Origin of the sequence: Variovorax sp. Root434 (assembly GCF_001426595.1) — a bacterium.
Lineage (GTDB): Bacteria > Pseudomonadota > Gammaproteobacteria > Burkholderiales > Burkholderiaceae_C > Variovorax.
The window spans coordinates 438,867-461,445 of the sequence record NZ_LMEK01000012.1 but is presented as its reverse complement, the minus strand read 5'-3'; the positions used below and the strand labels follow the sequence as shown (position 1 = coordinate 461,445).

The 22,579-nt window shown below is 68.5% G+C and carries 22 protein-coding genes and 1 riboswitch; of the genes, 7 read left to right on the top strand and 15 right to left on the bottom strand.

Features of this window, described 5'->3' with window-relative positions; all coding sequences use genetic code 11:
• Window positions 1–50: 50 nt before the first annotated feature.
• The 6 genes from ASD05_RS12675 to ASD05_RS12650 are packed head-to-tail and all read right to left on the bottom strand — an operon-like array spanning window position 51 to window position 6,614.
• Window positions 51–833 carry an ABC transporter ATP-binding protein gene (locus ASD05_RS12675; RefSeq protein ID WP_056592529.1) on the bottom strand — a complete coding sequence of 261 codons (783 nt, stop codon included), beginning with the start codon at window positions 831–833 and terminating at the stop codon, window positions 51–53.
• Window positions 830–1,855, bottom strand: a complete 1,026-nt coding sequence (locus tag ASD05_RS12670) for a FecCD family ABC transporter permease (RefSeq protein WP_056592526.1) — start codon at window positions 1,853–1,855, stop codon at window positions 830–832. Before ASD05_RS12670 ends, ASD05_RS12675 begins: the two co-directional genes overlap by 4 nt.
• The gene (locus ASD05_RS12665; RefSeq protein WP_056592523.1) at window positions 1,852–2,724 is read right to left on the bottom strand and encodes an ABC transporter substrate-binding protein; all 873 of its coding nucleotides are present in this window, start codon (window positions 2,722–2,724) and stop codon (window positions 1,852–1,854) included. The genes ASD05_RS12670 and ASD05_RS12665 overlap by 4 nt, the downstream gene beginning before the upstream one ends.
• Window positions 2,721–3,320, bottom strand: coding sequence for a bifunctional adenosylcobinamide kinase/adenosylcobinamide-phosphate guanylyltransferase (locus ASD05_RS12660; RefSeq protein ID WP_056592520.1), 600 nt, complete (start codon window positions 3,318–3,320; stop codon window positions 2,721–2,723). Before ASD05_RS12660 ends, ASD05_RS12665 begins: the two co-directional genes overlap by 4 nt.
• Window positions 3,304–4,713: a cobyrinate a,c-diamide synthase gene (locus tag ASD05_RS12655; RefSeq protein ID WP_056592517.1), complete on the bottom strand. Its 1,410-nt coding sequence runs from the start codon at window positions 4,711–4,713 to the stop codon at window positions 3,304–3,306. Before ASD05_RS12655 ends, ASD05_RS12660 begins: the two co-directional genes overlap by 17 nt.
• A complete protein-coding gene (locus ASD05_RS12650) occupies window positions 4,698–6,614 on the bottom strand; it encodes a TonB-dependent receptor domain-containing protein (RefSeq protein ID WP_056592513.1) in 1,917 nt (638 codons plus the stop codon). Before ASD05_RS12650 ends, ASD05_RS12655 begins: the two co-directional genes overlap by 16 nt.
• Before the next feature lie 87 nt (window positions 6,615–6,701).
• Window positions 6,702–6,962: riboswitch (cobalamin riboswitch) on the bottom strand.
• Window positions 6,963–7,017: 55 nt separating this feature from the next.
• On the opposite strand from ASD05_RS12650, the gene ASD05_RS12645 reads away from it, so the two are divergent.
• Complete coding sequence (locus ASD05_RS12645) at window positions 7,018–8,736, top strand: ClcB-like voltage-gated chloride channel protein (RefSeq protein WP_056592510.1); 1,719 nt, start codon at window positions 7,018–7,020, stop codon at window positions 8,734–8,736.
• Between the two features lie 20 nt (window positions 8,737–8,756).
• Here the strand turns inward: ASD05_RS12645 and ASD05_RS12640 are convergent, their stop codons facing one another.
• The 3 genes from ASD05_RS12640 to ASD05_RS12630 are packed head-to-tail and all read right to left on the bottom strand — an operon-like array spanning window position 8,757 to window position 11,377.
• A complete protein-coding gene (locus ASD05_RS12640) occupies window positions 8,757–9,296 on the bottom strand; it encodes a RidA family protein (protein ID WP_056592507.1) in 540 nt (179 codons plus the stop codon).
• Between the two features lie 37 nt (window positions 9,297–9,333).
• Entirely contained in the window at window positions 9,334–9,753 is a 420-nt protein-coding gene (locus tag ASD05_RS12635) for a c-type cytochrome (protein ID WP_235507953.1), read from the bottom strand.
• A gap of 25 nt (window positions 9,754–9,778) precedes the next feature.
• Window positions 9,779–11,377, bottom strand: coding sequence for a flavin monoamine oxidase family protein (locus ASD05_RS12630; protein WP_056592503.1), 1,599 nt, complete (start codon window positions 11,375–11,377; stop codon window positions 9,779–9,781).
• Between the two features lie 113 nt (window positions 11,378–11,490).
• Here ASD05_RS12630 and ASD05_RS12625 point away from each other — a divergent pair, with 113 nt between their 5' ends.
• The 4 genes from ASD05_RS12625 to ASD05_RS12610 all read left to right on the top strand — a co-directional run bounded on the left by ASD05_RS12625 (window position 11,491) and on the right by ASD05_RS12610 (window position 13,672).
• On the top strand, window positions 11,491–11,715 hold the full coding sequence (locus ASD05_RS12625) for a hypothetical protein (RefSeq protein ID WP_007829722.1): 225 nt from the start codon (window positions 11,491–11,493) through the stop codon (window positions 11,713–11,715).
• A complete protein-coding gene (locus ASD05_RS12620; RefSeq protein ID WP_056592500.1) occupies window positions 11,712–12,044 on the top strand; it encodes a cell division protein ZapA in 333 nt (110 codons plus the stop codon). Before ASD05_RS12625 ends, ASD05_RS12620 begins: the two co-directional genes overlap by 4 nt.
• A gap of 293 nt (window positions 12,045–12,337) precedes the next feature.
• The gene (locus ASD05_RS12615) at window positions 12,338–13,165 is read left to right on the top strand and encodes a sulfite exporter TauE/SafE family protein (RefSeq protein WP_056592497.1); all 828 of its coding nucleotides are present in this window, start codon (window positions 12,338–12,340) and stop codon (window positions 13,163–13,165) included.
• Window positions 13,166–13,246: 81 nt separating this feature from the next.
• Window positions 13,247–13,672 (top strand): universal stress protein, encoded by a 426-nt coding sequence (locus tag ASD05_RS12610; protein WP_007829729.1) that lies wholly within the window; start codon window positions 13,247–13,249, stop codon window positions 13,670–13,672.
• 12 nt (window positions 13,673–13,684) lie between these two features.
• Here the strand turns inward: ASD05_RS12610 and ASD05_RS12605 are convergent, their stop codons facing one another.
• On the bottom strand, window positions 13,685–14,647 hold the full coding sequence (locus ASD05_RS12605; RefSeq protein ID WP_056592494.1) for a helix-turn-helix domain-containing protein: 963 nt from the start codon (window positions 14,645–14,647) through the stop codon (window positions 13,685–13,687).
• A 180-nt stretch (window positions 14,648–14,827) separates the two neighbouring features.
• Between ASD05_RS12605 and ASD05_RS12600 the strand changes: the two genes are divergently transcribed.
• Complete coding sequence (locus ASD05_RS12600; RefSeq protein ID WP_056592491.1) at window positions 14,828–15,838, top strand: carbon-nitrogen hydrolase family protein; 1,011 nt, start codon at window positions 14,828–14,830, stop codon at window positions 15,836–15,838.
• Window positions 15,839–15,855: 17 nt separating this feature from the next.
• Window positions 15,856–16,920, top strand: coding sequence for a phenylacetaldoxime dehydratase family protein (locus tag ASD05_RS12595; RefSeq protein ID WP_056592488.1), 1,065 nt, complete (start codon window positions 15,856–15,858; stop codon window positions 16,918–16,920).
• Between the two features lie 6 nt (window positions 16,921–16,926).
• Here the strand turns inward: ASD05_RS12595 and ASD05_RS12590 are convergent, their stop codons facing one another.
• The 5 genes from ASD05_RS12590 to ASD05_RS12570 all read right to left on the bottom strand — a co-directional run bounded on the left by ASD05_RS12590 (window position 16,927) and on the right by ASD05_RS12570 (window position 22,509).
• Window positions 16,927–18,465 carry a malonate--CoA ligase gene (locus ASD05_RS12590; RefSeq protein ID WP_056592485.1) on the bottom strand — a complete coding sequence of 513 codons (1,539 nt, stop codon included), beginning with the start codon at window positions 18,463–18,465 and terminating at the stop codon, window positions 16,927–16,929.
• Window positions 18,466–18,482: 17 nt separating this feature from the next.
• Window positions 18,483–19,259 (bottom strand): enoyl-CoA hydratase/isomerase family protein, encoded by a 777-nt coding sequence (locus ASD05_RS12585; protein ID WP_056592482.1) that lies wholly within the window; start codon window positions 19,257–19,259, stop codon window positions 18,483–18,485.
• Window positions 19,256–20,242, bottom strand: coding sequence for a Bug family tripartite tricarboxylate transporter substrate binding protein (locus ASD05_RS12580; protein ID WP_056594331.1), 987 nt, complete (start codon window positions 20,240–20,242; stop codon window positions 19,256–19,258). Before ASD05_RS12580 ends, ASD05_RS12585 begins: the two co-directional genes overlap by 4 nt.
• 85 nt (window positions 20,243–20,327) lie before the next feature.
• Complete coding sequence (locus tag ASD05_RS12575; RefSeq protein ID WP_056592479.1) at window positions 20,328–21,794, bottom strand: malonyl-CoA decarboxylase; 1,467 nt, start codon at window positions 21,792–21,794, stop codon at window positions 20,328–20,330.
• A 46-nt stretch (window positions 21,795–21,840) separates the two neighbouring features.
• Window positions 21,841–22,509, bottom strand: a complete 669-nt coding sequence (locus ASD05_RS12570; protein ID WP_056592476.1) for a GntR family transcriptional regulator — start codon at window positions 22,507–22,509, stop codon at window positions 21,841–21,843.
• Window positions 22,510–22,579 lie beyond the last annotated feature (70 nt).

Genomic DNA, 22,579 nt, shown 5'->3' with positions numbered 1-22,579 from the left:
TTTCGGGGTGTGCGCGCACCCCGAACAACGCGCAAAAAACACAGCGCACGTCATAGCGGCAACGCAATCCACTGGTCCGCCACCCGGTGCACGCGGATGCGGTGGTCGAACACCTGTTCCAGTGCGGCGTGAGTGATAGGGTCGCCGCAGCCGCCATGGTGAACCACACGGCCGCGGTCCATCACGACCAGCTCGTCGGCAGCCAGCGCCATCGGCAGCTCGTGCAGCACGCTGACCACGGTCTTGCCGCCGGCCACGAGCGCGCGCGCAGTCTGCATCCAGTCGGCCTGGTGCGGTGGGTCGAGGTTGGCGAGCGGCTCGTCCATCAGCAGCAGTTCGGCCTCGACCGCGAGCGCGCGCGCCAGCAGCACGCGCTGGCGCTCGCCGCCGGAAAGCTGGCCCAGCGGACGATCGCGCCAGTCCCAGGCCTGCGTGCTGCGCAGGGCACGCTCCACGGCCTCGCGGTCGGCCGTGCTGGGCGCAGCCAGCCAGCGCTGGTGCGGCAAGCGGCCGAGCATGGCGACGTCGTAGACCATCAGGTCGTCGGCACTGCCCTCGCCCGTGCCGCTCTGGCCGAGCCACGAGAGGCGCTGGGCGCGGATGCGCGCCGGTACCTTGGCCTGCGCCTCGCCGAAGAGCCGCACCTCGCCGCGGTGCGCGAGCAGGCCCGCGAGCGCCTTGAGCAGCGTCGACTTGCCCGCGCCGTTCGGGCCGACGATGCTGGTCCAGCGGGCGGCGGACAGCGCCAGGTCGATGTCGTGCAGGACCTCGGTAGCGCCCAGCGTGGCGCTCACGCGGCGCGCTTCGAGGGCGGGTGTGTGCCGCTCGCTCATGCCACGCCACTCCGCGCGCCGCGCCGGTGCATCAGCCACAGCAGGTAGCTGCCGCCCAGCACCGCCGTGAGCACACCCACCGGCAGTTCCTGCGGCGCGATCAGCCAGCGCGCCAGCAGGTCAGCCGCCATCAGCAGCAGCCCGCCCATCAGCGCCGACAGCACGATCAGCCGCGCGTGCGTGGTCTTGACGACCGAGCGCACGAGGTGCGGCGCGGCCAGGCCGACGAAGGCGATCAATCCGGTTTGCGCCACCGCTGCACCGGTAGCCAATGCCAGCACCACCACCAGCGCCGCGCGCATCGCGCCGAGCGGCAGGCCCAGGCTGCGCGCCGTGGCCTCGCCGAGCGCGAGCCCGTCGAGCACCGGCGCCAGCGCCCAGGCCAGCAGCAGGCAGACCGCGCCGACCATGGCCATCACCGCGCAAGCGCTCCAGCCGACGAGGCCGGTGCTACCCAGAATGAAGCCCTGGATCGCCTGCAGGATGTCGGCCGAGGCGATGGTGATGAGGTCTTTCGCGGCGCCGAGCACCACGCCGACGATCACGCCGGCCAGCAGCAGCCGCAGCGTCTGCTGCACGCCGCGCGCCAGCATCAGCGTGAGCATCACCGCCAGCACCGCACCGAGGAAGGCCGCGCCCGTGAGCCCGAGCCGCATCACCCACTGAGCGCTGGCGGCCGAGCCGCCGAACATCAGCAGCGCCAGTGCCACGCCGAGCGAAGCGCCCGAGGCGCTGCCCAGCAGGTACGGATCGGCCAGCGGATTGCGGAACAGCCCCTGCGCGACCGCACCCGCCAGCCCCAACAGCGCGCCGGCCAGCCATGCACCGAGCGTGCGCGGCAGACGGATCTCCCACACGATCTGCAGCGCCACCGGGTCGTGCCGCGCCGCGAACAGGCTTTCGAAACCGGTGCTGCCGATGCCCAGCCCCAGCGCCATCAGCGCCGCGCCGAGTACCAGCAGGCCCGCGCCGAGCAGCAGGACGCGGCGCAGGTGGGCCGTATGCCTGAGCGCCGCGTTCACCGCTTGCCGCCCTTGTCGCTCAGGCACTGCGCCATCAGGCGCGCAGCCTCGTCCATGCGCGGGCCGGGGCGCACGAGCACGTCGGATTGCGCAGCGTCGAAGCGGCAGATGCGGCCTTCGCGCACCGCGCGGATGCCGGCCCAGCCGGGGCGCTGCTCCAGCCCCTGCGCACTGCGCACGCTGACCATGATGAGGTCGGGATTCGCGCGCACCACGTACTCGGGGTTGAGCTTGGGAAACGGCCCCAGCGATGCCGGCACGATGTTCTTCGCCCCGAGCCGCTTGAGCGTCTCGCCGATGAACGACGACTCGCCCGCCGCATACGGCGCGCTGTTCACCTCGAAATACACGCGCAGCCCCTTCGCACTCGCGGGCACCGACTGCGCGGCGGCCGACACGCTGGCATCGATCACGCGCCACACCTTGGACGCTTCATGCGTGCCCAGCACCTGGTCGAGCTTGTCGAGCACGCGCTGCACATCGGCGTGGCTCTTGGGTTCGAGCACCAGCACCTTCAGGCCCAGCGCTTCGAGCCGCTGCGTCACGCGCGACGACTTGGCGAGCAGCACCGCATCGGGCCTGAGCGCGGCGATGGCTTCCACGTTCGGGTCGATGCCGCCGCCAAGCTGCGGCAGCGCCCTCACCTGCTCGGGCGAATTGGAGTAGCGGTCGACGCCTACCAGCCTGTCGCAGGCGCCGAGCGCGCAGACCGATTCGGTCAGCGCAGGCAGCAGCGAGACGATGCGCTGCGGTGGTTGCGGCAGGCTCACGGTTGCGCCACGTTCGTCGACCACGTCGAGGGCGTGCGCGCCAAGTGCGAACAGGGCCAGGCCCAGCGCAGCCAGTGGAATGCGGATCGTCTTCTTCATGCGGCAGGCGCTTTCAGGCTCAACGGCAGGCCGGCCGCCATCAGGGTGACGCGGTCGCAGGCGGCGGCCACGTCCTGGTTCAGTCGGCCGAGTGCGTCGACGAAGGCGCGCGTCTCGCGGCCCAGCGGAATCACGCCCAGCCCGATCTCGTTGCCGACCAGCACCACCGGCCCGCGCGCCTCGCGCAGCGCGGCCAGCAGCATCGCCACGTGCGTTGCCGGTGTGCGCGTCACGGGCGGGGCGTCTTCGGAAGGCATGGGCATCAGCAGGTTGGTGAGCCACAGCGTGAGGCAGTCGACGACGACCAGCGTCTCGGGCGAGCTCTGCGTGACGATGGCGCGCGCGAGTTCGATCGGCTCCTCGATGGTGCGCATGCCGGGCACGCGCTCGGCACGGTCGGCCTGGTGGCGCACGATGCGCTCCAGCATCTCGTCGTCGTAAGCCTGCGCGGTGGCGATCAGCACGGCGCGGTGCGTGCGAGGCTCGGCGGCGAGCCAGTCGATGGCGCGCTGCTCGGCCCGGCGCGACTTGCCGCTCTTCTGGCCGCCCAGGATGAATTCGTGCTCGGCGGTCTTCGGCTTACTCGGTTGCGGCATCGCTCTCCCACTCGATGGGCATGGCGCCGAAAAGGCGGGCTGTGGCTTGCGGACTGGAGGCAAACCACGCGTGGAAATAGCTCGCGCGCACCGAGCCGTGCACGTACAGCGCTTCACCGCTGCGCGCGCCCACGGCCTGCGTTGCGCCAGGCCGAGCGGTGTGGGCGGCAGGCGCGAGCGTCGTTTCGCAGCGCGAATAGTGGAAGGTGTGGCCGCGCAAGGTGTCGCTGCCGAGCGTGAGCTGCTGGGGGCCGAGGCCCGCGAGCCGCTTCTGCATCGTCACGCGGCCGGGCAGCAGGCCCCAGAGGCGGTGGACCTGTGCACCGTCTTGCGTGGCCAGTTCGTCGAACAGCGCCATCATGCCGCCGCACTCGGCCCAGACCGGCTTGCCCGATGCGGCATGCGCGGCGAGCGATTCGCGCATCGGCACGCAGGCGGCCAGCGCTTCGGCATGGAGCTCAGGGTAGCCGCCGGGGAGCCAGACGGCGTCGCAGGCCGGCAGGGCATCGCCGGCGAGTGGCGAGAAAAAGGACAGCCGCGCGCCCAGCGCAGTGAGCACGTCGAGGTTCGCGGGATAGATGAACGAGAAGGCCGCATCGCGCGCGATGGCGATGGTGCGCCCCGCCAGCAACGCCGGAATGGCTGCTTCAGGTTCAGTCGCTTCGAAGCGCACCTGCGGCAGCTGACTGGCCTGCATCCGGCCGAGCGGCGTGGCGGCCAGCACATCGGCCACCGCATCGAGCCGCGCCATCGCATCGCCGAGTTCGGTGGCGGCAACGAGGCCCAGGTGCCGCTCGGGCAGCGTGAAGCCTGCGTCGCGCGGCAAGGCGCCGAGCCATTGCGAAGGCTCGCGCAATGCGTCCTTCAGCATGCCCGCATGCCTTTCGCTGGCCACCCGATTCGCCAGCACGCCCGTCCATGGCAATCCGGGCCGGAAGTTCTGCAGCCCGTAGGCCAGCGCGCCGAAGGTGCCCGCCATGGCGTGCGCATCGATCACCGCGAGCACCGGCAGGCCGAAACGCTCCGCCAGGTCGGCCGCGCTGGGCGTGCCGTCGAACAGCCCCATCACGCCTTCGACGATCAGCAGGTCGCATTCGGCCGCTGCGGCGCGCAGGCGCGCGCGGCAATCGGCCTCGCCGGTCATCCACAGGTCGAGCGAATGCACCGGCGCGCCGGTGGCCAGCGCGAGCCAGTGCGGATCGAGGAAGTCGGGCCCGCACTTAAAGGCGCGCACCCGGCGGCCCTGGCGCGCATGCAGCCGCGCCAGGGCCGCCGCGATGGTGGTCTTGCCCTGCCCCGAGGCCGGAGCGGCCACCAGCACGGCGGCGCACGAGGCCGCCTCGGCACCGGCGGCGCCGCTTCGTGGCGAGGGTTGGCTTAGTGAGGCGTCCACTTGAGACCGACGTACGCGGTGCGGCCGGCATTGGCGTACAGCCGCGCGTACTGGTAGTCCTTGTTGCTCACATCGTCGACGCGCGCCACGAGGTTGAGGTCGCGCGTGATCTGCGTGGAGGCCGACAGGTTCAGCACGGTGTATCCGCCCAGCTTCACGCTGTTGGCTGCATCGTCGTAGCGGCGGCTCGATGTCTGCACCTCGGCGCCCAGCGTCCAGCCGGCAATGCGCCAGTCGGCGCCCAGGGTGGCGTGGCGCTGCGCGCGGCGGGCCAGCAGGTTGTGGGTGGCGAGGTCGCGCGGGTCCTGGAAGTCGAACGAACTGCGCAGCGTGACGTCGCCGAAGCGCTGGCTGCCCGACAACGTGACGCCCTGGTAGCGGGCGCGCGCGGTGCTCGAGTAGCAGCCGAACGAGGAGGCGCAGCCCTTGGCCGTTCCATCGAACCCGATCAGGTTCCGCACGCGGCTGCTGTAGACGACGATGCCCGCCTGCGTGGCGCCTTCGGTGTACTGCAGGCCCAGCTCGACGTTGCGGCTCGATTCCGGCTTGAGCGTGGCCAGGCCGAATTCGCTGAAGCGCTGATACAGCGTGGGCACGCGGAAGGCCGTGCCCGCAGAAGCCGTAAAGCGCAGCGATGGCGTGATGGCATAGCCGTAGGCCGCGCTGCCGGTGGTCTTGCCGCCGAACTCGCTGTCCTTGTCGTGGCGCACGTGCAGCTGCAGCGAATGCGGGCCCTGCACGAAGCCGTAGCCGAGCGAAATTGCATCCTGCGAACGGTCGCGCGACAGCAGTTTGGATGTAGTGGTGGGCGCGTTTTCGAGTGCGTCCTCACGGCGTTCGAGCGTGGCCGTCAGCAGGTGCGGGCCGAAGCGGAACTCGTTCTGGAACAGGTAGCCGCGCAGGTTGGTTTCGGTGCGGTAGAACGAAGGCTGCGTCTTGTAGACCGACTGCGAATCGGTCACCTGCACGCGGGTGCTGTAGACGTCGTTCCACTTGGCCGACCAGGTCAGGCCGGCGGTGCGCAGGGTGTTGGTCGACTGGTCGTCGCGGAACAGGACGGGCGGCCTGGTCCTGTAGGACACGGCGGCGTCGTAGCCGGCCTTGATCTCGCTGGTGAGCAGCGTGGCATCGATGCGCTGGTCGGGCGTGATCTGGAAGCCCAGCTTCACGTTGCCCGAGGTGCTGGTGTAGCCGTCACGGTCGGGGCTGGCGTAGCCGTCCTTGACCACGTTGCGCTTGTTGGCGGGCTGCACGTTGTAGCCCTTGCTTTCTTCATGCGCCACGCCGAACGAATAGTCGAACAGCCCCGACTTGCCGCTCACGCCGCCTTCGATCTTGCGCAGGCCGTTGCTGCCGAAACCGATGCCCGCGTAAGGCGCCACGCCCTCTTCGCCGCGCCTGGTGAAGAGCTGGATCACGCCGCCGATGGCATCCGAGCCATAGACCGCGGCGGCCGGGCCGCGCAGCACTTCGATGCGGTCGATCTGCGAGAGCGGAATGCCTTCCCAGCCGGCGCCGCCGGTCGATTGCGAGTCGATGCGCACACCATCGAGGTAGACCGCCGTGAAGCGCGTTTCCGCGCCGCGGATAAACACGCTGGTGGCGTTGCCCAAGCCGCCCGAGCGCGAGATCTCGATGCCGGGCAGGCGCGAGAGAACGTCGGCCGCGCCGGTCGCGCCGCTGCGCTCGATGGTCTGCCGGTCGACGATGGACACGTCGCCCACCAGGTCCGACAGCGCCTGCGGCGTGCGGTTGGCCGTGACCACCGTTTCGCCGAGCGTGGGGGCCTCCTGTGCATGGGCCAGGCCGCCGAAGGCGGTAGCCAGCGCCAGCGGCAGGCAGGCGTGGCGGAAACGGCGCGCAGGAGCGCGGCCGCGAGAAAAGCAAACGTGGGAAATCATGGAATGAGCCGAACGAACGTCAATACCCCTCGCCGGCCTCCCCGCCGGCGCCTGGGCGCCATGGCCGCCCCATGCATCGATCACGCATGCGGCAGCCGCCTTGTTGGCCGGTATCCGGGCTGGCAGAACGACCCCTGCCGCCTTCCCAGGCGCCTGTTTCAGGGCACCCAGTGGCTTCGATGGAAAGGGGTTGGCGCCTTGCGGCGCCGTCTGCTTGACCGTTGCGGGGGCAGCGCAGGCGGCTTCGGCCTTGTTCCGACCAGATGAGGTCGGGGGCTTCCACTCCTGCTTCCCGTTGAACCGCGGCGCGTGAACCACGCCGCAGGCACCAACGGACGGGATTTTAGAGCCTGACGGCAGCCAGTTAATTCGAAAGTTGCGGTCGCCGCTAACATCGGCGGCCATGATGCGGCCCGCCTCGGTCTTCCTGGATCTTCGTTCTGCGCTGCAGCGTCTCTTCGGCATCTCGGGCTGGCAGTCGATGCTGCTGTGGTCCATCGGGGCCGGCCTGCTGGGCACGCTGGCGACCGAAGTCTTCCGCGCGGCGCTCCTTGCCTTCGAGCACCTGGTGCTCGGGCCGGGCGAAGGGCTGGTGGCGACGGCCAAGCACCTGCCGTGGTGGGCGCGCGTTGCCTGCCCCACGCTGGGCGGGCTCGTGGCCGGGCTGCTGCTCGTGCTGGCGAAACGCGTCGCGCAGCGCAGCGCCACCTCCGACTACATGGAGGCCATCGTGCTCGGCGACGGACGCATCCCGGTGGCGCAGACGCTGGTGCGCAGCGCGTCGTCGCTGGTCAGCATCGGCAGCGGCGGCTCCATCGGGCGCGAGGGCTCGATGGTGCAGCTGGCAGCGCTGGCGGCTTCGCTGTTGGGTCGGGTGTTTCGCTTTCCGGTCGAGCGGCTGCGGCTGCTGGTGGCCTGCGGCGCGGCGGCGGGCCTGACCGCGGCCTACAACGCCCCTATCGCCGGCGCCTTCTTCGTCGCCGAGATCGTGCTGGGCTCGATCGCAATGGAGAGCGTGGGGCCGATCATCATCGCCTCGGTGGTCGCCAATGTGGCGATGCGGGCGCTGCCCGGCTACCAGCCGCCTTACAGGATGCCGGCGTTCCCGGAGATCCATGGCGCCGAGGTCGTGCTGTTCTGCGTGCTCGGCGTGCTGCTGGGCTTTTCTGTGATCGGCTTCCTGCGTGCGCTGCAGGGCAGCCGCGCGCTGTTCTCGCGGCTGCCGCTGGCGCTGCCGTGGCGGCTGGCCCTGGGCGGGCTGGCGATGGGCTTGGTGTCTGTGCCCGTGCCCGAGGTCTGGGGCAATGGCTACAGCGTGGTCAATGCGGTGCTGCACACGCCCTGGGCGTGGACGCTGATCGCGATGGTGCTGGCGGCCAAGGCGGTCGCCACGCTGGCCACGGCGGGTTCGGGCGCGGTGGGCGGCGTGTTCACGCCGGCGCTGTTCTTCGGCTGCATGGTGGGTGCGCTGTTCGGCCAGGGCGTGCAGGCGCTGTGGCCGGCCGCAAGCTCGGCGCCGTTCGCCTACGCCATCGTCGGCATGGGTGCGTTCCTGGCGGGCGCGACGCAGGCGCCGCTGATGGCGATCCTGATGATCTTCGAGATGACGCTGAGCTACCAGGTCATGCTGCCGCTGATGGCGGCGAGCGTCATCGCGTATTTCGTCGCGCGCTCGGCCAACGCCGGCTCGATGTACGAGATCACCCTGCGCCGCAACGAACAGCGCGACGCGCAGATGCGCCTGCGCGGGCTGCACATGCGCGACCTGGTGCAGCCAGCCGAAACGGTGGTCAGGCCCGAGGCGGACCGCGAGGCGATGAGCAAGCTCTTCCTGCAGCACCCCGTGAAGTATCTGTACGTGGTCGATGCGGACAACCGCTATCTCGGCGTGGTGCCGCTGTCGGCTCTTGGTATGGCACCCATCGAGACGACCGCGGGCGCCCTGCTCTCGCAGGCCATCCTGCCGCTGACCGCCGACACCGGCCTGGGCGAAGCGCTGCAGCGCTTCCTGGAGCACCTGGGCGAGCGGCTGCCGGTGATCGAGAGCGCGGCCAACCCGGTGCTACTGGGCGTTGCAGCGAAGAGCGCGCTGCTCGCCACCTACGTGCGGCTGAGCGAATAGCGCGCCGGCTTCCCCCTTTCTTACTTCTCCGGCTTTTCCGGCTTGGCGCGGCGCACCGCGACCACCTCGATCTCCACCAGGTAGGCCGGATTGGCCAGCGCCGCGACCTGCATGGCCGAGCGCGACGGCAGGTTGGGCTGCGCGGTGGTGCCGAAGAACTGGGTGTAGCCCTCCATGAAGCCGGCGAAGTCCATCTTGTTGTCCTTGGCCGGGTCGCCGACCAGGAACACCTGCATCTTCACCACGTCGCCCATCGTCAGGCCAAGGCCCGTGAGGCTCTTCTCGATGGCCTTGAGCACGCCGACGGTCTGGCCCTTGGTGTCGCCACCGTAGGCTGCCGCGCTGTTCTTCGGTTGCGTCGCGTCCTGCAGCGGCGGCACCTGGCCGGAGAGGTAAACGTTCGTGAAGGAACCCGGTACCTCGACCGCCGCCGAGATCGGGAAGGTGGAGTTCGGAATGCGATGGCGGATGACGTCGTCGGCCGCATGGGCGGCGCCTGCGGCGGCGGTGGACAGGGCGGCGGCGAGCGCCAGCTTCCTTGCGAGGGGGGGCATGGTCATGGGTGTTGTCTCTGCACGGGTGAGTGAAAAAAAGATCTCAAGGCCGCAGCTTCTTGACGGTCTCGGCGGGAATCGCCTCGGGGTACTGGTTGCCGAAATGGGTGCGCGCATAGCCGACCACCGCGGCGATCTGCTCGTCGCTCAGCATCTTGCCGAAGGCCGGCATGCCCTTCTGGCCATTGAGCACCACGTAGAGGGGGTATTCGGGTGCCGCCAGCCTCGGGTTGGAGGCCAGCGCCGGGTAAGTCCCCGCGCCTTTCGCGCCCTGCCCCTGCGCCATGTGGCAGCCCTGACAGGTGGCGCGGTAGATCGACTCGCCCGACAGCTCCTGGAATTTCGGGCCGACCGAGAACGCCGGCTCCGGCGATTGCGCGAGGGCCGTCGCGGCCAGCGCCCCGAGCGAAACGGCGAGCAGCGCGCGCTTGAAAAAACTCATCATGGTCTTGCAGTTGTTCATGGTGGGTATGTCCTTCACTCGGCGGCTACGCGGCAACCGCGCGGGCATGCAGGCGCTGGATGGCGTCCAGCGAGGAGAGCAAGGCCCCTTCCTGCCACGCCGGGATGTAGGACGCGTGTTCACCCGCGAGCGCGATGCGCCCGTCGACCTGGCACAGGTTCTTGTAGTGTTTGGCGCGCGTCTCGTCGGTCCACATGCCGTAGCAGCCATGCGTGCCCGGCACGCGGTGCCAGCCGACGGAGATGCCGTTGTCGAACTCGCTCGCGTACTGCGGATGCAACTGCGTGCCGAACTCGACCGCGCGGCGCACGCGCTCCTCGGGCGCCATGGCGGTGAATTCATAGGAGTTGGGGCCGTCGAACACATAGGCGCCGAGCACCACCGCCTTGCCCTTGGCGCCGTAGCGCGTCGAGGGGTACGAGATGCGCGAGATCGGCAAGTCGGTGTAGCTGATACCGCCGTAGATGTGCTCGTCTTCTTCCCAGAAGCGGCGCTTGAACTGCAGGCCCACTTTCACCGATGCGCCATAGGGCACGGCGTTGATGGCCTCCTGCATCGCGCTGCCGACCTGGATGTCGATCTGGCTGAGTACCGACAGCGGAATGGTGCACAGGCACCAGTCGGCCTTGGCCTGCGTGATTGCGCCGCCCTTGGCCTCGTCGGTGTAGGTGACGGTGACGCCGCGGTCGTTCTGCTCGATCCTGGTGACCTTCGCGCCGTATCGGATGAGGCTGCCGACTTCTTTGGCGAAGGCCTTGGCGATCATGTCCATGCCACCTACGGGCTGGAAGATCGCGCTCTGGAATTCGTAGTCTTGGCCGCTCGCGATGTAACGCCAAAGGTTTGATTGCAGCAGCTCGCTCATGTCCAGCGGCTTCGAGGGCTTGGCCAGCGGCATGAGGCCGCCGCCCGCATCGACTTCGTAGCCGCGGCGGTCGCTGCTGATGGTGCCTTCGCGGTAGCGGAACTGCGTATCGAGCGCGCCCCAGCGGCGCAGGCCCTCGAGCAGCTTCTCCTTGTCTTCCTTCGTCAGCGCCGTGTCGAGGCTGCCCTGCGAGGAGGCCTTGCCGAGCAGTTCGGCCACATAGCCCTGGTAGTCCGCCTGCACATGGCGGTAGCGCTGCGGCTTGCCGCCGTAGGCCTTGCTCGAATGCACGAGCGCGTTGTAGTTGACCTGCACGAAGGGCTCGAGCGCCACGCCCAGCCGCTTGCAGTAGCCGAGCACCGCATGGTGGTGGTAGGGAATGCGCCACGGCCCGGGGTTGAAGTACTCGCCCTCGGCGAAGCCGCAATGCTGCACCGCGCCGCCCAGTTCGGTGAAGGTGTCGCCGCCGCGCAGTGTCCAGCAGCGGCCGCCCGCGCGCTGGCTGAATTCGAGCACCTTGACGGAATACCCGGCATTGCGCAGTTCGAGCGCGGCGGCCATGCCGGCCAGGCCAGCGCCCAGGATCAGCACCGATGCGCCCTTCTTCGCACCGTCGAGCCGGGGCGGCCCCGCGTAGTTGGACTCGGCAGCAAAACCCAGCGAACTCATCGCCTGGTACATCGCACCGCCTCCCGCGGTCTTGCCGATGAGCGTGAGAAGGTCACGCCGGCTGAATAAAGTGTTGCTCTTCGTGGTCATTGGTTGCTTCTGGGAGTTTGAAAGGCAACTGGAAGGCAGCAGAATCCATGCCACGAAGGTGCCGCGCCCGGCCTCGGCGGGACCGCCTCCCCGTGAAACTACAATCGCCAACCATGCCCGCCTCCAGCCCCATCGATCAGATCGCCGAGCGTGTTGAACGACTGCTCGTGCGTCACGAAGAGGTGCAACGCACCAATGCGTTGCTGCAGGAGCAGGTCGATGCGCTCACGCGCGAACGCGACGGCCTGAAATCGCGCCTCGCCGCGGCTCGCACGCGCCTCGACGCCCTGCTCGAACGGCTGCCGGCTGAACCACCTTCCGAAGATTCCCCCGCATGAAGCAGATTGAAGTACAGATCATGGGCCAGAGCTATCTGCTCGGCTGCCCCGATGGCGGCGAGGCGCAGCTACGCGAAGCCGTCGAACGCGTGGACGCGGCCATGTGCAAGATCCGCGATGCGGGAAAAGTCAAGGCCCGCGATCGCATCGCGGTGCTGGCCTCGCTGAACCTGGCGTTCGATCTGGCGGCACAGCAGCAGGCCGCAGCCGTGCCAATGGCGGCGCCCGCCGTTGCCGCCACAGCGGACAGCGGCGACACAGACCCGAAGGCCGCGCAACTCATTCAAAGACTCGATCAGGCCCTGGCCGGCGATGGACATTTACTCTGAATGAATCCCGCAGAGGGACAGACGAAGCGTAAAATCCACTCCGTCTGCAGACTGTGTCGGGCTTAATATTTCCTTGTTCCAATGCTCTCCGGAGCCGGGCTTGGTACATCGCTCGACGGGCGTGATCATCTCGCGTCAGATGAACCCGAAGTCCTGCTGCCCTCGCCCACCTGAACCCTGGTTCAGGATGCGGGTCCGGCACATCACCTGCAGACACCTATTCCTGCCACGGCCCCCTGCATTCACTGCACGGGGCCGTTGCTTTTTCCAAACTCCCCTCGCCTGACCTTCCCGTGAACTTCGCTGCCCTGCTCGACCCCATCCTGATCGCCGAACTCGCCGCCCTGGGCCTGGGCACCGGTTTTCTCGCGGGCCTGCTGGGCATCGGCGGCGGCATGCTGATGGTGCCGTTCATCACGATCATCATGGGCCATCGCGGCGTGCCGGCCGACCTCGCAGTAAAGATGGCGATCGCGACCTCGATGGCGACGATCATCTTCACGTCGGTGTCGAGCGTGCGCGCACATCACAAACGCGGCGCGGTGCGCTGGGACATCGTGCGGCGGCTCGCGCCCGGCATCGTCATCGGCAGCCTCGCGGGCAGCCTCGGCGTGTTCGCGCTGCTCAAGGGCACGGCGCTCGCCATCTTCTTCGCGCTGTTCGTGGGCTTCTCGGCCACGCAGATGTTCCTCGACAAGAAGCCCGCGCCCACGCGGCAGATGCCGGGTGCGGGCGGCCAGCTCGCGGCGGGCGGTGCGATCGGCTTCATCTCGGGCCTCGTGGGCGCGGGCGGCGGCTTCATCAGCGTGCCGTTCATGACGTGGTGCAACGTGTCGATCCACAACGCGGTGGCGACCAGCGCGGCGCTGGGCTTTCCGATCGCGGTGGCGAACGTGCTGGGCTATGCGGTCAGCGGCCAGTCGGTGCAGGGCCTGCCGGCGGGCTCCTTCGGCTACATCTGGCTGCCCGCGCTGGCGGTGATCGCCATTTGCAGCGTGTTCACCGCGCCGCTGGGCGCGAAGGCCGCGCACAGCCTGCCGGTGAGGAAGCTCAAGCGCGTGTTCGCGAGCATCCTGTACCTGCTGGCGGCCTACATGCTCTGGAAGGGGCTGCACGGCTGATCCGTCGGGCGGGCGAAAAGGCCCTTCGCGCCCGAGGTCCGTCCCATTGCGGCGCGCAGGACCGCGCCGTATAACGGCCTCATGAAAATCCTCATCGCCGTCGATGGCAGCGCCTACACCCGCAAGGCGCTCGATTACCTGTTGTCCAACCGGGGCATGTTCGTGGACGGGCATCAGCTGGTGGTGGTGAACGTGTGCACCGGCATCTCGGGCCACGTCTCGCGCCACCTGAGCAAGGAGATCGTCGCGGACTACTACGCGGAGGAAAGTGCAAAGGTGCTCGACCCCGTGAAGGCGCTGTTCGCCGAGAGCGGCGTGAGTAATTACACGGTGGAATCGCGCCACGGCCACGTGGCCGAGGAAATCCTCAAGTCGGCCACTGCAGCGCAAGCGGGGCTGATCGTGCTCGGCACCCACGGCCATGGCATCTTCGGCCGCGCGCTGATGGGCTCGGTCGCCACCAAGGTGATCGCCGAGACGAACACCACGGTGCTGCTGGTGCAGTAGTTTTCTTCGTCGCTACTGCGTGCGCTGCTGCCGCCATTCGCGCGGCGAGCAGCTGAAGCGCTCCTTGAACGCGCGGCTGAAATGCGCCGCGTCGTTGAATCCCCGGCCGTAGGCGATGTCGGCCACGGGGCGGCCCGCGAGGCGCGGCTCCAGCAGGTCGCGGCTGCATGCCTCCAGCCTGCGCTCCCAGATGTACTGCGAGGGCGTGAGCGGCTCGCTCTTGAACACGCGGTGGATGTGGCTCACCGACACGCCCAGCCCGGCTGCCAGCGTGCTCACCGACAGCGATGGGTCGGCCAGCTGCTCGTCGATGCGCCGCTTCACGCGCGCGAGGTGGTAAGCCGCGAGATTGCTCAGCGATGGCGCGCTCGCCGCCGGCAAGGTCTGCAGCCCGGCCACCAGGATGTTCTGCACGCCGTTGGCCACCGCGAGGGCCGAGGCCGGCTGCAGCGTGTCGATGTCCTCACGCAGCGTGCGGATCATGCCCAGCAACAGGTGCCCCGCGCCTTCGCGCCCCGAAACCGTGGTGGCCGTCAGCGCCTCGGTGTCGCGCAACTCGCTGCGCAGGCGCTCGCCGGGCAGCTTGAGCACGATCTGCTCGAAGGACTGGTCGAACAGCAGTTGGTAGGGCCGCGTGCTGTCGTACAGCGCGAAGTCGCCGGCCGACAGCACCGCGTCGCGGCCGTCCTGCCGCACCACGCCCTGGCCGCGCGCCTGGATGCTCACGAGGAAGTAGTCGTCGCTGGAATGCGAGATATGCCCCGGCGTGCGCATCACCTTCTGCGGTCCCGAGGTGACGACCGACACATCGAGCCCGGGCAGCGTGTGCTGGCGGATGCTGCCTTCGAAATCGCCGGCCTCGCCCTCGCGCACCGGGTCGCAACCGAGCTGCACGTAGACGTTGCAGATCATGTCGGTCCAGTAGGCGAGCCGCTGGTCGCGCGGGACGGCGTCGGTGCTGAGCAACTGGGTCATCGGGGGTTCCTCGGAAAGCCTGGCTGCAAAGGCATGCAACGCAGGAACAAGAACGCCGCCAAACCGGGTCAAGGCGTTCCGGCGGCGCGAATCTACGCTTCAAGCAACCCGCATGCCACAGCGCAAACCCGGTGCTTGCGGCCCACGCCCCGTTACTTTCATTGCATCTGGAGAAGCTTCATGCCGACCACCGTCCATCCCAAGCTGCGCGTTGCCGCAGTGCAGGCCGCCCCCGTGTTCCTCGACCTCGACGGCACCATCGACAAGACCATCGATTTGATGACGCAAGCCGCCAGACAGGGCGTGAAGCTCATCGCCTTCCCCGAGACCTGGGTGCCCGGCTACCCGTGGTGGATCTGGCTCGACTCGCCGGCCTGGGGCATGCAGTTCGTGCAGCGCTACCACGACAACTCGCTGGTGGTCGGTTCGGCCGAGTTCGACCGCGTCAAAGAGGCCGCGCGCAAACTCGGGATTTGGGTGTCGCTGGGCTACAGCGAGAAGGCCGCGGGCAGCCTCTACATCGCACAGGCGCTCATCGACGACCAGGGCAACACGGTGCAGACGCGGCGCAAGCTCAAGCCCACGCACGTCGAACGCACGGTGTTCGGGGAAGGCGACGGCTCCGACCTCGCCGTGGTCCAGACGCCGCTGGGCAACATCGGCTCGCTCTCTTGCTGGGAGCACCTGCAGCCGCTGAGCAAGTACGCGATGTATTCGCAGAACGAGCAGATCCACTGCGGCGCATGGCCGAGCTTCTCGCTGTACCGCGGCGCGGCCTACGCGCTGGGCCCCGAGGTCAACAACGCCGCGAGCCAGGTCTATGCGGCCGAGGGCCAGTGCTTCGTGATCGCGCCCTGCGCCACCGTGTCGAAGGCCATGAGCGAACTGATGTGCACCGATGCCGGCAAGCAGCAGATGCTGCGCACCGGCGGCGGCTATGCGCGCATCTACGCACCCGACGGCTCGCCGCTGGGCACGCCCTTGGCGGAAGACGAGGAAGGCCTGGTCGTTGCGGACATCGACCTCGGCATGATCTCGCTCGCCAAGGCTGCCGCCGACCCCAGCGGCCACTACTCGCGGCCCGACGTCACGCAGCTGCTGCTCAACAAGACGCGCCGCGAGCCGGTGGTGGTGCAGCAGGCGTCATCGCCCGAACCCGAACTCAGCGTTCCCGAAGCGGTCGTCGCCTGAATCCCCGGAGGCACGCCATGGAATCCGCTATCGACGAGCACCTGAAGTGCCCCCGCACGCGCCACCGCCGCGTGGAAGACGACTACGTGCCGCCCTACCCCGTGTGGTCGGCGCGGGCCCCGATCTCGGTGAAGCAGGTCGTGATGGGCTACTTCGGCGTGCAGTCGCGCGGCCCCGAAATGCAAGGCCGGGCCTGCGCCGCGCTGATGAAGATCGCGCGCGACTTCGCGCTGCCCGACGGCCCCGGCCATCACGACCTGACGCACCATGTCGATGCCGAAGGCTTCGACAACATGATCGCCATCGCCTACTGGAGCGACCCAGCCGCCTACGCGCGCTGGTGCGCGACGCCCGCGGTCGATGCCTGGTGGCGCTCCGACGAGCGCCTCGCGGAGGGCCTGGGCTACTTCCGCGAAATCGCCTCGCCGCGCGTCGAGCACTTCGAGACCATGTTCAACACACCCGACCGCTTCGAAGGGGTCGGTATGGTGATGGGCGGGGTCAGCGGCGAGCTGCAGGAGCACGGCTACTGGGGTTCGATGCGCGACCGCATTCCACTGTCGCAGACCGACGCGATGGCGCCCTCGGGCACGCGCGCGGTGATCGCGGGCACGCCGGCGCCGGGACAGCGCGTTCGCATCGCGGGCCACGAGAACGTCGCGATGATCCGCTCGGGCCAGGAATGGACCGACACCACCGGCCAGGAACGCACGCTCTACCTGCAGGAGATGGAGCCGGTGCTGCGCGAAGGCATGGACTTCCTGCGCGACCAGGGGTTAGGCATCGGCTGCTACAGCAACCGCTACATGCGCCACCTCGACGCGCAAGGCGCGCCGCTGCAGAAATCATTCGGCCTGAGCTACTGGCGCTCGCTGGCCGACATGGAGCGCTGGGCCGAGTCGCACCCCACGCACGTCGCGATCTTCGGCAGCTTCATGCGCTACGTGCAGGCGCTGAACTTTCAGCTGCAGCTGCGCGTGTACCACGAGGTGTCGGTGCTCAAGGCCGACGAGCAGAGCTACGAGTACGTCAACTGCCACGCGGGTAGCGGGCTGATGAACGGGCTCGCGCCCGCTTCGTAGGCAGTCTCAGGCGGCAAACAGCCCCTTGTGCTCAGCGCGCAGCAGCGCCTTCTGCACCTTGCCCATCGTGTTGCGCGGCAGCTCCGGCACCACGAAGCAGCGCTTGGGGATCTTGAAGTTCGCGAGCTTCGACTTGAGCTCGGCCACGATGGCATCGGCATCGAGCGAGGAGCCTGCCTTGGGAATGACGATGGCCACGCCCACCTCGCCGAAGTCGGGGTGCGGCACGCCGACCACGGCGCTTTCCGCCACGCCGGCCATCTCGTTGATGTAGCCCTCGATCTCCGCCGGGTACACGTTGTAGCCGCCGCTGATGATCAGGTCCTTGCTGCGCCCGACGATGGTGATGTAGCCCCGGCCGTCGATCTTGCCCACGTCGCCGGTCTTGAAGAAGCCGTCGGCGGTGAACTCTTCCTTCGTCTTCTCGGGCATGCGCCAGTAGCCCGCGAACACGTTGGGGCCGCTGACTTCGATGTTGCCGATCTCGTCGGTGGCGCAGCTGCGGCCGCTGTCGTCGCGCACGCGCAGCTGCACGCCCGGCAGCGCAAAGCCGACGGTGCCGCCGCGGCGTTCGCCCTGCTCCGGCCTGTAGGGGTTGGACGTGAGCATGGCCGTCTCGCTCATGCCGTAGCGCTCGAGGATGGTGTGGCCGGTGCGCTCGCGCCATTCGTCGAAGGTCTCGATCAAGAGCGGCGCCGAGCCCGCGACGAACAGCCGCATGTTGCGCACCGCCTCGCGCGTGAGGCCCGGCTCGGCCAGCAGCCGCACGTACAGCGTGGGCACGCCCATGAACACCGTCGCTTCGGGCAGCTTCGCGACGACGCGCTTCGGCTCGAATTTCGAGAACCACAGCATCTTGCTGCCATTGATCAGCGCGCCGTGCAGCGCCACGAACAGGCCATGCACGTGGAAGATGGGCAGCGCGTGGATCAGCACGTCGCCTTCGGTCCAGCCCCAGTAGTCCTTCAGCACCTGGGCGTTCGACAGCAGGTTGCGGTGCGTGAGCATCGCGCCCTTGCTGCGGCCCGTGGTACCGCTGGTGTATAGGATGGCGGCCATGTCGTCGGCCTTGCGCTGCGCCACCGTGTGCCGGTCGCTGCACTGCGCGGCCACTTCGAGCAGCGTGCCGGTGCGGTCGTCGTCCAGCGTGAAGACGTGCTTCGTACCCGCCGCGGTGGCAATCGGCGCGACCCACGAGGCATTGCGGCTGGTGCACACCACCACGGCCGGTTCGGCGTTGCCGATGAAGTATTCGATCTCGGCACTCTGGTAGGCGGTGTTGAGCGGCAGGAACACATAGCCCGCGCGCAGCGTGGCGAGGTACAGCAGCATCGCCTCGACCGACTTCTCGACCTGCACCGCGATGCGTGCGCCCTTCTCCAGGCCCAGCGCGTCGAGCAGGTTCGCGATCATGGCGCTGGCGCGCTCGATGTCGCGCCACGAGTAGAACAGGCCGTTGTCGGTCTCGACGGCGATGCGGTCGAGGTCGGCGGGAAACGCCGCGCGCAAGGCGGCGAACAGGTTGGCGTTGGCGGTCTTCTTCATCGGACGGTTTCTTCTCTTCAGAAATTCGGGGGCCGCTTCGCGAGGAAGGCGGCGATGCCTTCGCGGTGCTCCGCGGAGTCGGCGTAGTCATAGGCACTGGCAAGCAGGCCGTGAGCGGATGGGGCGCCGGCACGCAGCGCGGCAAAGGTCTTCTTGTGCAGGCGTGCGGCCTGGGGGGCGAGCGCGGCGATGCGCGCAGCATGGGATTGCACCGCGAGCGCCACTTCGTTGTCGGGCAGCACCTGCAGCAGAAAGCCCGCGTCGTACAGGCGCTGCGCACCGTGCACGCCGGCGGCCAGCAGCATGTCGCGCGCGAGCACGTCGCCGACGGCGCCATGAACCAGCGCGGCTTCGCGCGGTGCCATCGGAAAACCGAGCCTGGCGATGGGCGCGCCGAACTTCGCCGACGCACCGGCCAGGCGGATGTCGCAGCAGCTCGCGATCTCGACGCCCGCGCCCATGCAGGCGCCCTCGATCTGCGCGACCAGCGGCAGCGGGCAGTCGAGCATGGCCTGCAGCGCGGCCCACACTTCGTTCTCGTGGAACTCGCGCAGGCTCGGCTCTTCGAAGCGGAACGACGGATATTCGGAAATGTCGCCACCCGCGCAGAAGGCTGCGCCCTCGCCGCGCACGACGACGCAGCGCAGGCCATCGTCGTCACCGCCGAGGCCGTCGAACACGGCGCGCAGCTCGCGCCACATGGCGCGCGTCATGGCATTGAGGCGCCCCGGGTTCGACAAAATGACGACCGCGATGGCGCCTTCCCGGCGCAGCGAAATGCAGCTGTCAGTCATTCGAGCTTGGCGCCCGATGCCTTCACCACTGCGGCCCAGCGCTTGATCTCGGCATTGACGAAGCTGCCATAGGCGGTGGTGGTGAGGTTCGGGATCTCGGAGCCGTTCTGGGCCCAGATGGCTTTGAGGTCATCGGTGGCGAGCGCCTTCTTCATGTCGTCGATCGCGCGCGCCTGCGCTTCGGCTGGCGTGCCCTTGGGTGCCCACAGCCCGTACCACGTGGTGACGGTGTAGTCGGGCAGGCCCACCTCGGCGGCGCAGGGCACGTCGGGGAAGGCGGGGTTGCGCTTGCTGCCCGCGACCATCAGCGCCTTGATGCGGCCGCTCTTGATGTGCTGGGCCGAGGAGCCCAGGCCGTCGAACATCAGGTCGACGTTGCCCGAGATCAGGTCGGACAGTGCCGGGCCCGCGCCGCGGTACGGAATATGGGTAATGAAGGTGCCTGTCTGGAGCTTGAACAGCTCGCCCGCGAGATGGTGCGAGGTGCCCGAGCCGGCCGAGCCGTAGTTGAACTTGCCGGGGTTGCGCTTGGCCAGTGCGATGAACTCCTGGACCGTGTTGACCTGCACGCGCTTCGGGTTGATCACCACCACCTGCGGCACGTTGGCCAGCAGCATCAGCGGCACGAAGTCTTTCTCGAGGTCGTAGTCGAGTTTCGGGTAGATCGACGGCGCGATCGCGTGGTGCACCGCGCCCATGAACAGCGTGTAGCCGTCGGCCGGCGCCTTGGCGGCGATGCTCGCGCCCAGCGTGCCCCCTGCCCCACCGCGGTTGTCGATGACCAGCGTCTGCCCCGCGATGCGTGAGAACTGGCCCGAGAGCGGCCGCGCGAACGCATCGGTCCCGCCGCCGGCCGGGAACGGCACGATCATCGTCACCGGCTTCGTCGGCCAGCCCTGCTGGGCCCGGGCAGCACCGCAGAGAACGGCCGCACCGGCGGCAGCCGCGCGCAAGACGTCGCGGCGTTGAAAGCTTGGATTCATTTGTCTCATCTCCAGTTTGTCGTTGTGGATCTTGCCGCCCGATGCGGTGTCCGGCGTACTGTTTGCCACCGGCCTGCGAACGCCATCAGCCTTTTTTGAAGTACAGGCTTTCGATGTCTCCCGATACTGCCACCTTGCCGTCCGCCAGCCAGGTGCGATGTTTGTCCAGGCGTTTGAGGTCGTAGAGATAGTTGACCATGAGCCCGTACGACTGCTTGTGCCCCTTGGGCGACGGGTCCCCGGCCCAGTTCAGGCGCTCCACGCGGGCGCCGTTGCCCAGGTGGAAGCGCGCGACCGGGTCGGCCGGCGTGCCGTCGACCAGCGCGCGGCCGAGGTATTCGGCGGCGGCCTGCATCAGCCATTGGCGCAACGGCGACTTCGCGTCGAAGGTGGCGGCCGAGTCCGCCGCGGCGAGCAGGCGCTCGGCGGTCGGCGGCAGCGAGCCGACGAGGCGGCCGAGCTCGGCTTCGCGCTTCTCGTCCAGGCGCGGCAGCAGGTCGACCACATTCTTCGCGAGCCAGGTGCGAAAGCCCGGAATGGGCGACAACGTGGCGAAGGTCTTCAGGCGCGGCAGTTCGTCCTGCAGCGTCTCGACCACGCGCTTGATGAGCGAGTCGCCGAAGCTCACACCGCGCAGGCCGTTCTGCGTGTTGCTGATCGAATAGAAGATGGCGGTGGTGGCCCTGGCCGGCAGCACGGGCACGGCAGCCTCGTCGAGCAGCGGCGTGATGCCGTCGCTGATGCGGTCGACCAGCGCCACCTCGACGAAGATCAGCGGCTCGTTGGGCAGGCGCGGATGGAAGAAGCCGTAGCAGCGGCGGTCGCTGTCGTCGAGCCGGTTCTTCACGTCGGACCAGCTCTTGATGTCGTGCACCGCCTCGTAGCGGATGAGCTTCTCGATCAGCGAGGCCGGCGAGTCCCAGTCGATGCGGCGCAGTTCGAGGAAGGCCACGTCGAACCAGGTGGAGAACAGGTGCTCCAGCTCGGCATCGAGCGCGAGCAGGCGCTTGTCGGCCTTCAGGCACGGCAGCAGGTCGGCACGCAGATCGACCAGGAAGCGCATGCCTTCAGGCTCGACCGCGAAACGCTGCAGCAGGCGCATGCGCGGCGACACCAGCGCGCGGCGCAGGCGCAGCTCGGCCTGGCCTTCGTCGGGCGTGCCCACGGCAGCCTGGTGCTGGTTGCGGGCGGTCTCGAGCTTTTGCGCGTCGGCAGCGAAATGCTCGCTCATCAGGGCCCAGTAGTCGCGGCGCTCCTCGGGCGTGGCGGCGCGATAGGCGTCGGCGATGGCATGCGCGCGGCGGCCGCCCTCGACCTCGCTCACGCGCGGATCGATCACGGCCTGCAGGTCGGCCAGCACGCGGCGCAGCGCGCGCGGCGACAAGGCTTCGTCGGCCTTGCGCAGCGTGGCCTGCAGGCGCTCGGCTGTGGAACGTGCGCTGGGCTTGGGCGCGCTCTTCGACGCGCCCTTGGCGGCGCCTTCGGACGCCACCGGCACCTTGGACTTTTCGCCAGAACGCAGCCGCGCCTGGAACCATTCGGTCGCACTCATCAGGGCACTCCAATGCTTGAGGGGGCGGGCATGGCGCGTTCGGCGGTCACGGCATTACCCTGGATTTCTGCTGGCGCGCGACTTCACGCAGCGCCTCGCGCTGGCGCGTCATGTGCGTGCGCATGGCGGCGTCGGCGCCTTCGCTGTCGCGCGCCTTGAGCGCCGCGAACACGGCCAGGTGCTCGGACAGGCTCTGGTCGAGCCGCCCCGGCGCATGCAGCTGCTGCAGCCGCGCGAGTTTGAGGATCTTGCGCAGGTCGCCGATCACCTGCGCCAGCCACTTGTTGTCGGCGAGCTTGATGATCGCCTCGTGAATGATGTGGTTGGTGGCGTAGTAGTCGTTGATGCGGCGCCCCCTGGCGTGGCGCACCAGCCGCTCGTGCAGCGCATCGAGTTCGTTCAGCTCGGCGTCGCTGGCGTTGCGCGCGGCCTCGTAGGCACAGCGGCCCTCGAGCAGCGCGATGACGGGAAAGATTTCGTCGAGATCGCGCTCGGTCACCTCGTTGACGAAGCAGCCGCGCCGCGGCTCGTGCCGCAGCAGGCCCTCGGCGGTGAGCACCTTGAGTGCCTCGCGCAACGGGGTACGGGAAATGGAGAGCCGCTCGCACAGCGCCACCTCGTCCACGAAGCTGCCGGGCGCCAGCGTGCCGTCGAAGATCTGCTCGCGCAGCGTGGCAGCGACTTCGTCGTGCAGGGAGTTGGGAACCAGGCGCATGGGAATCGCATAATTTCCTGTAATTACGCGTAATTCTGAGCCTGCCGGGCATTTGGCGCAAGAGCCGCGC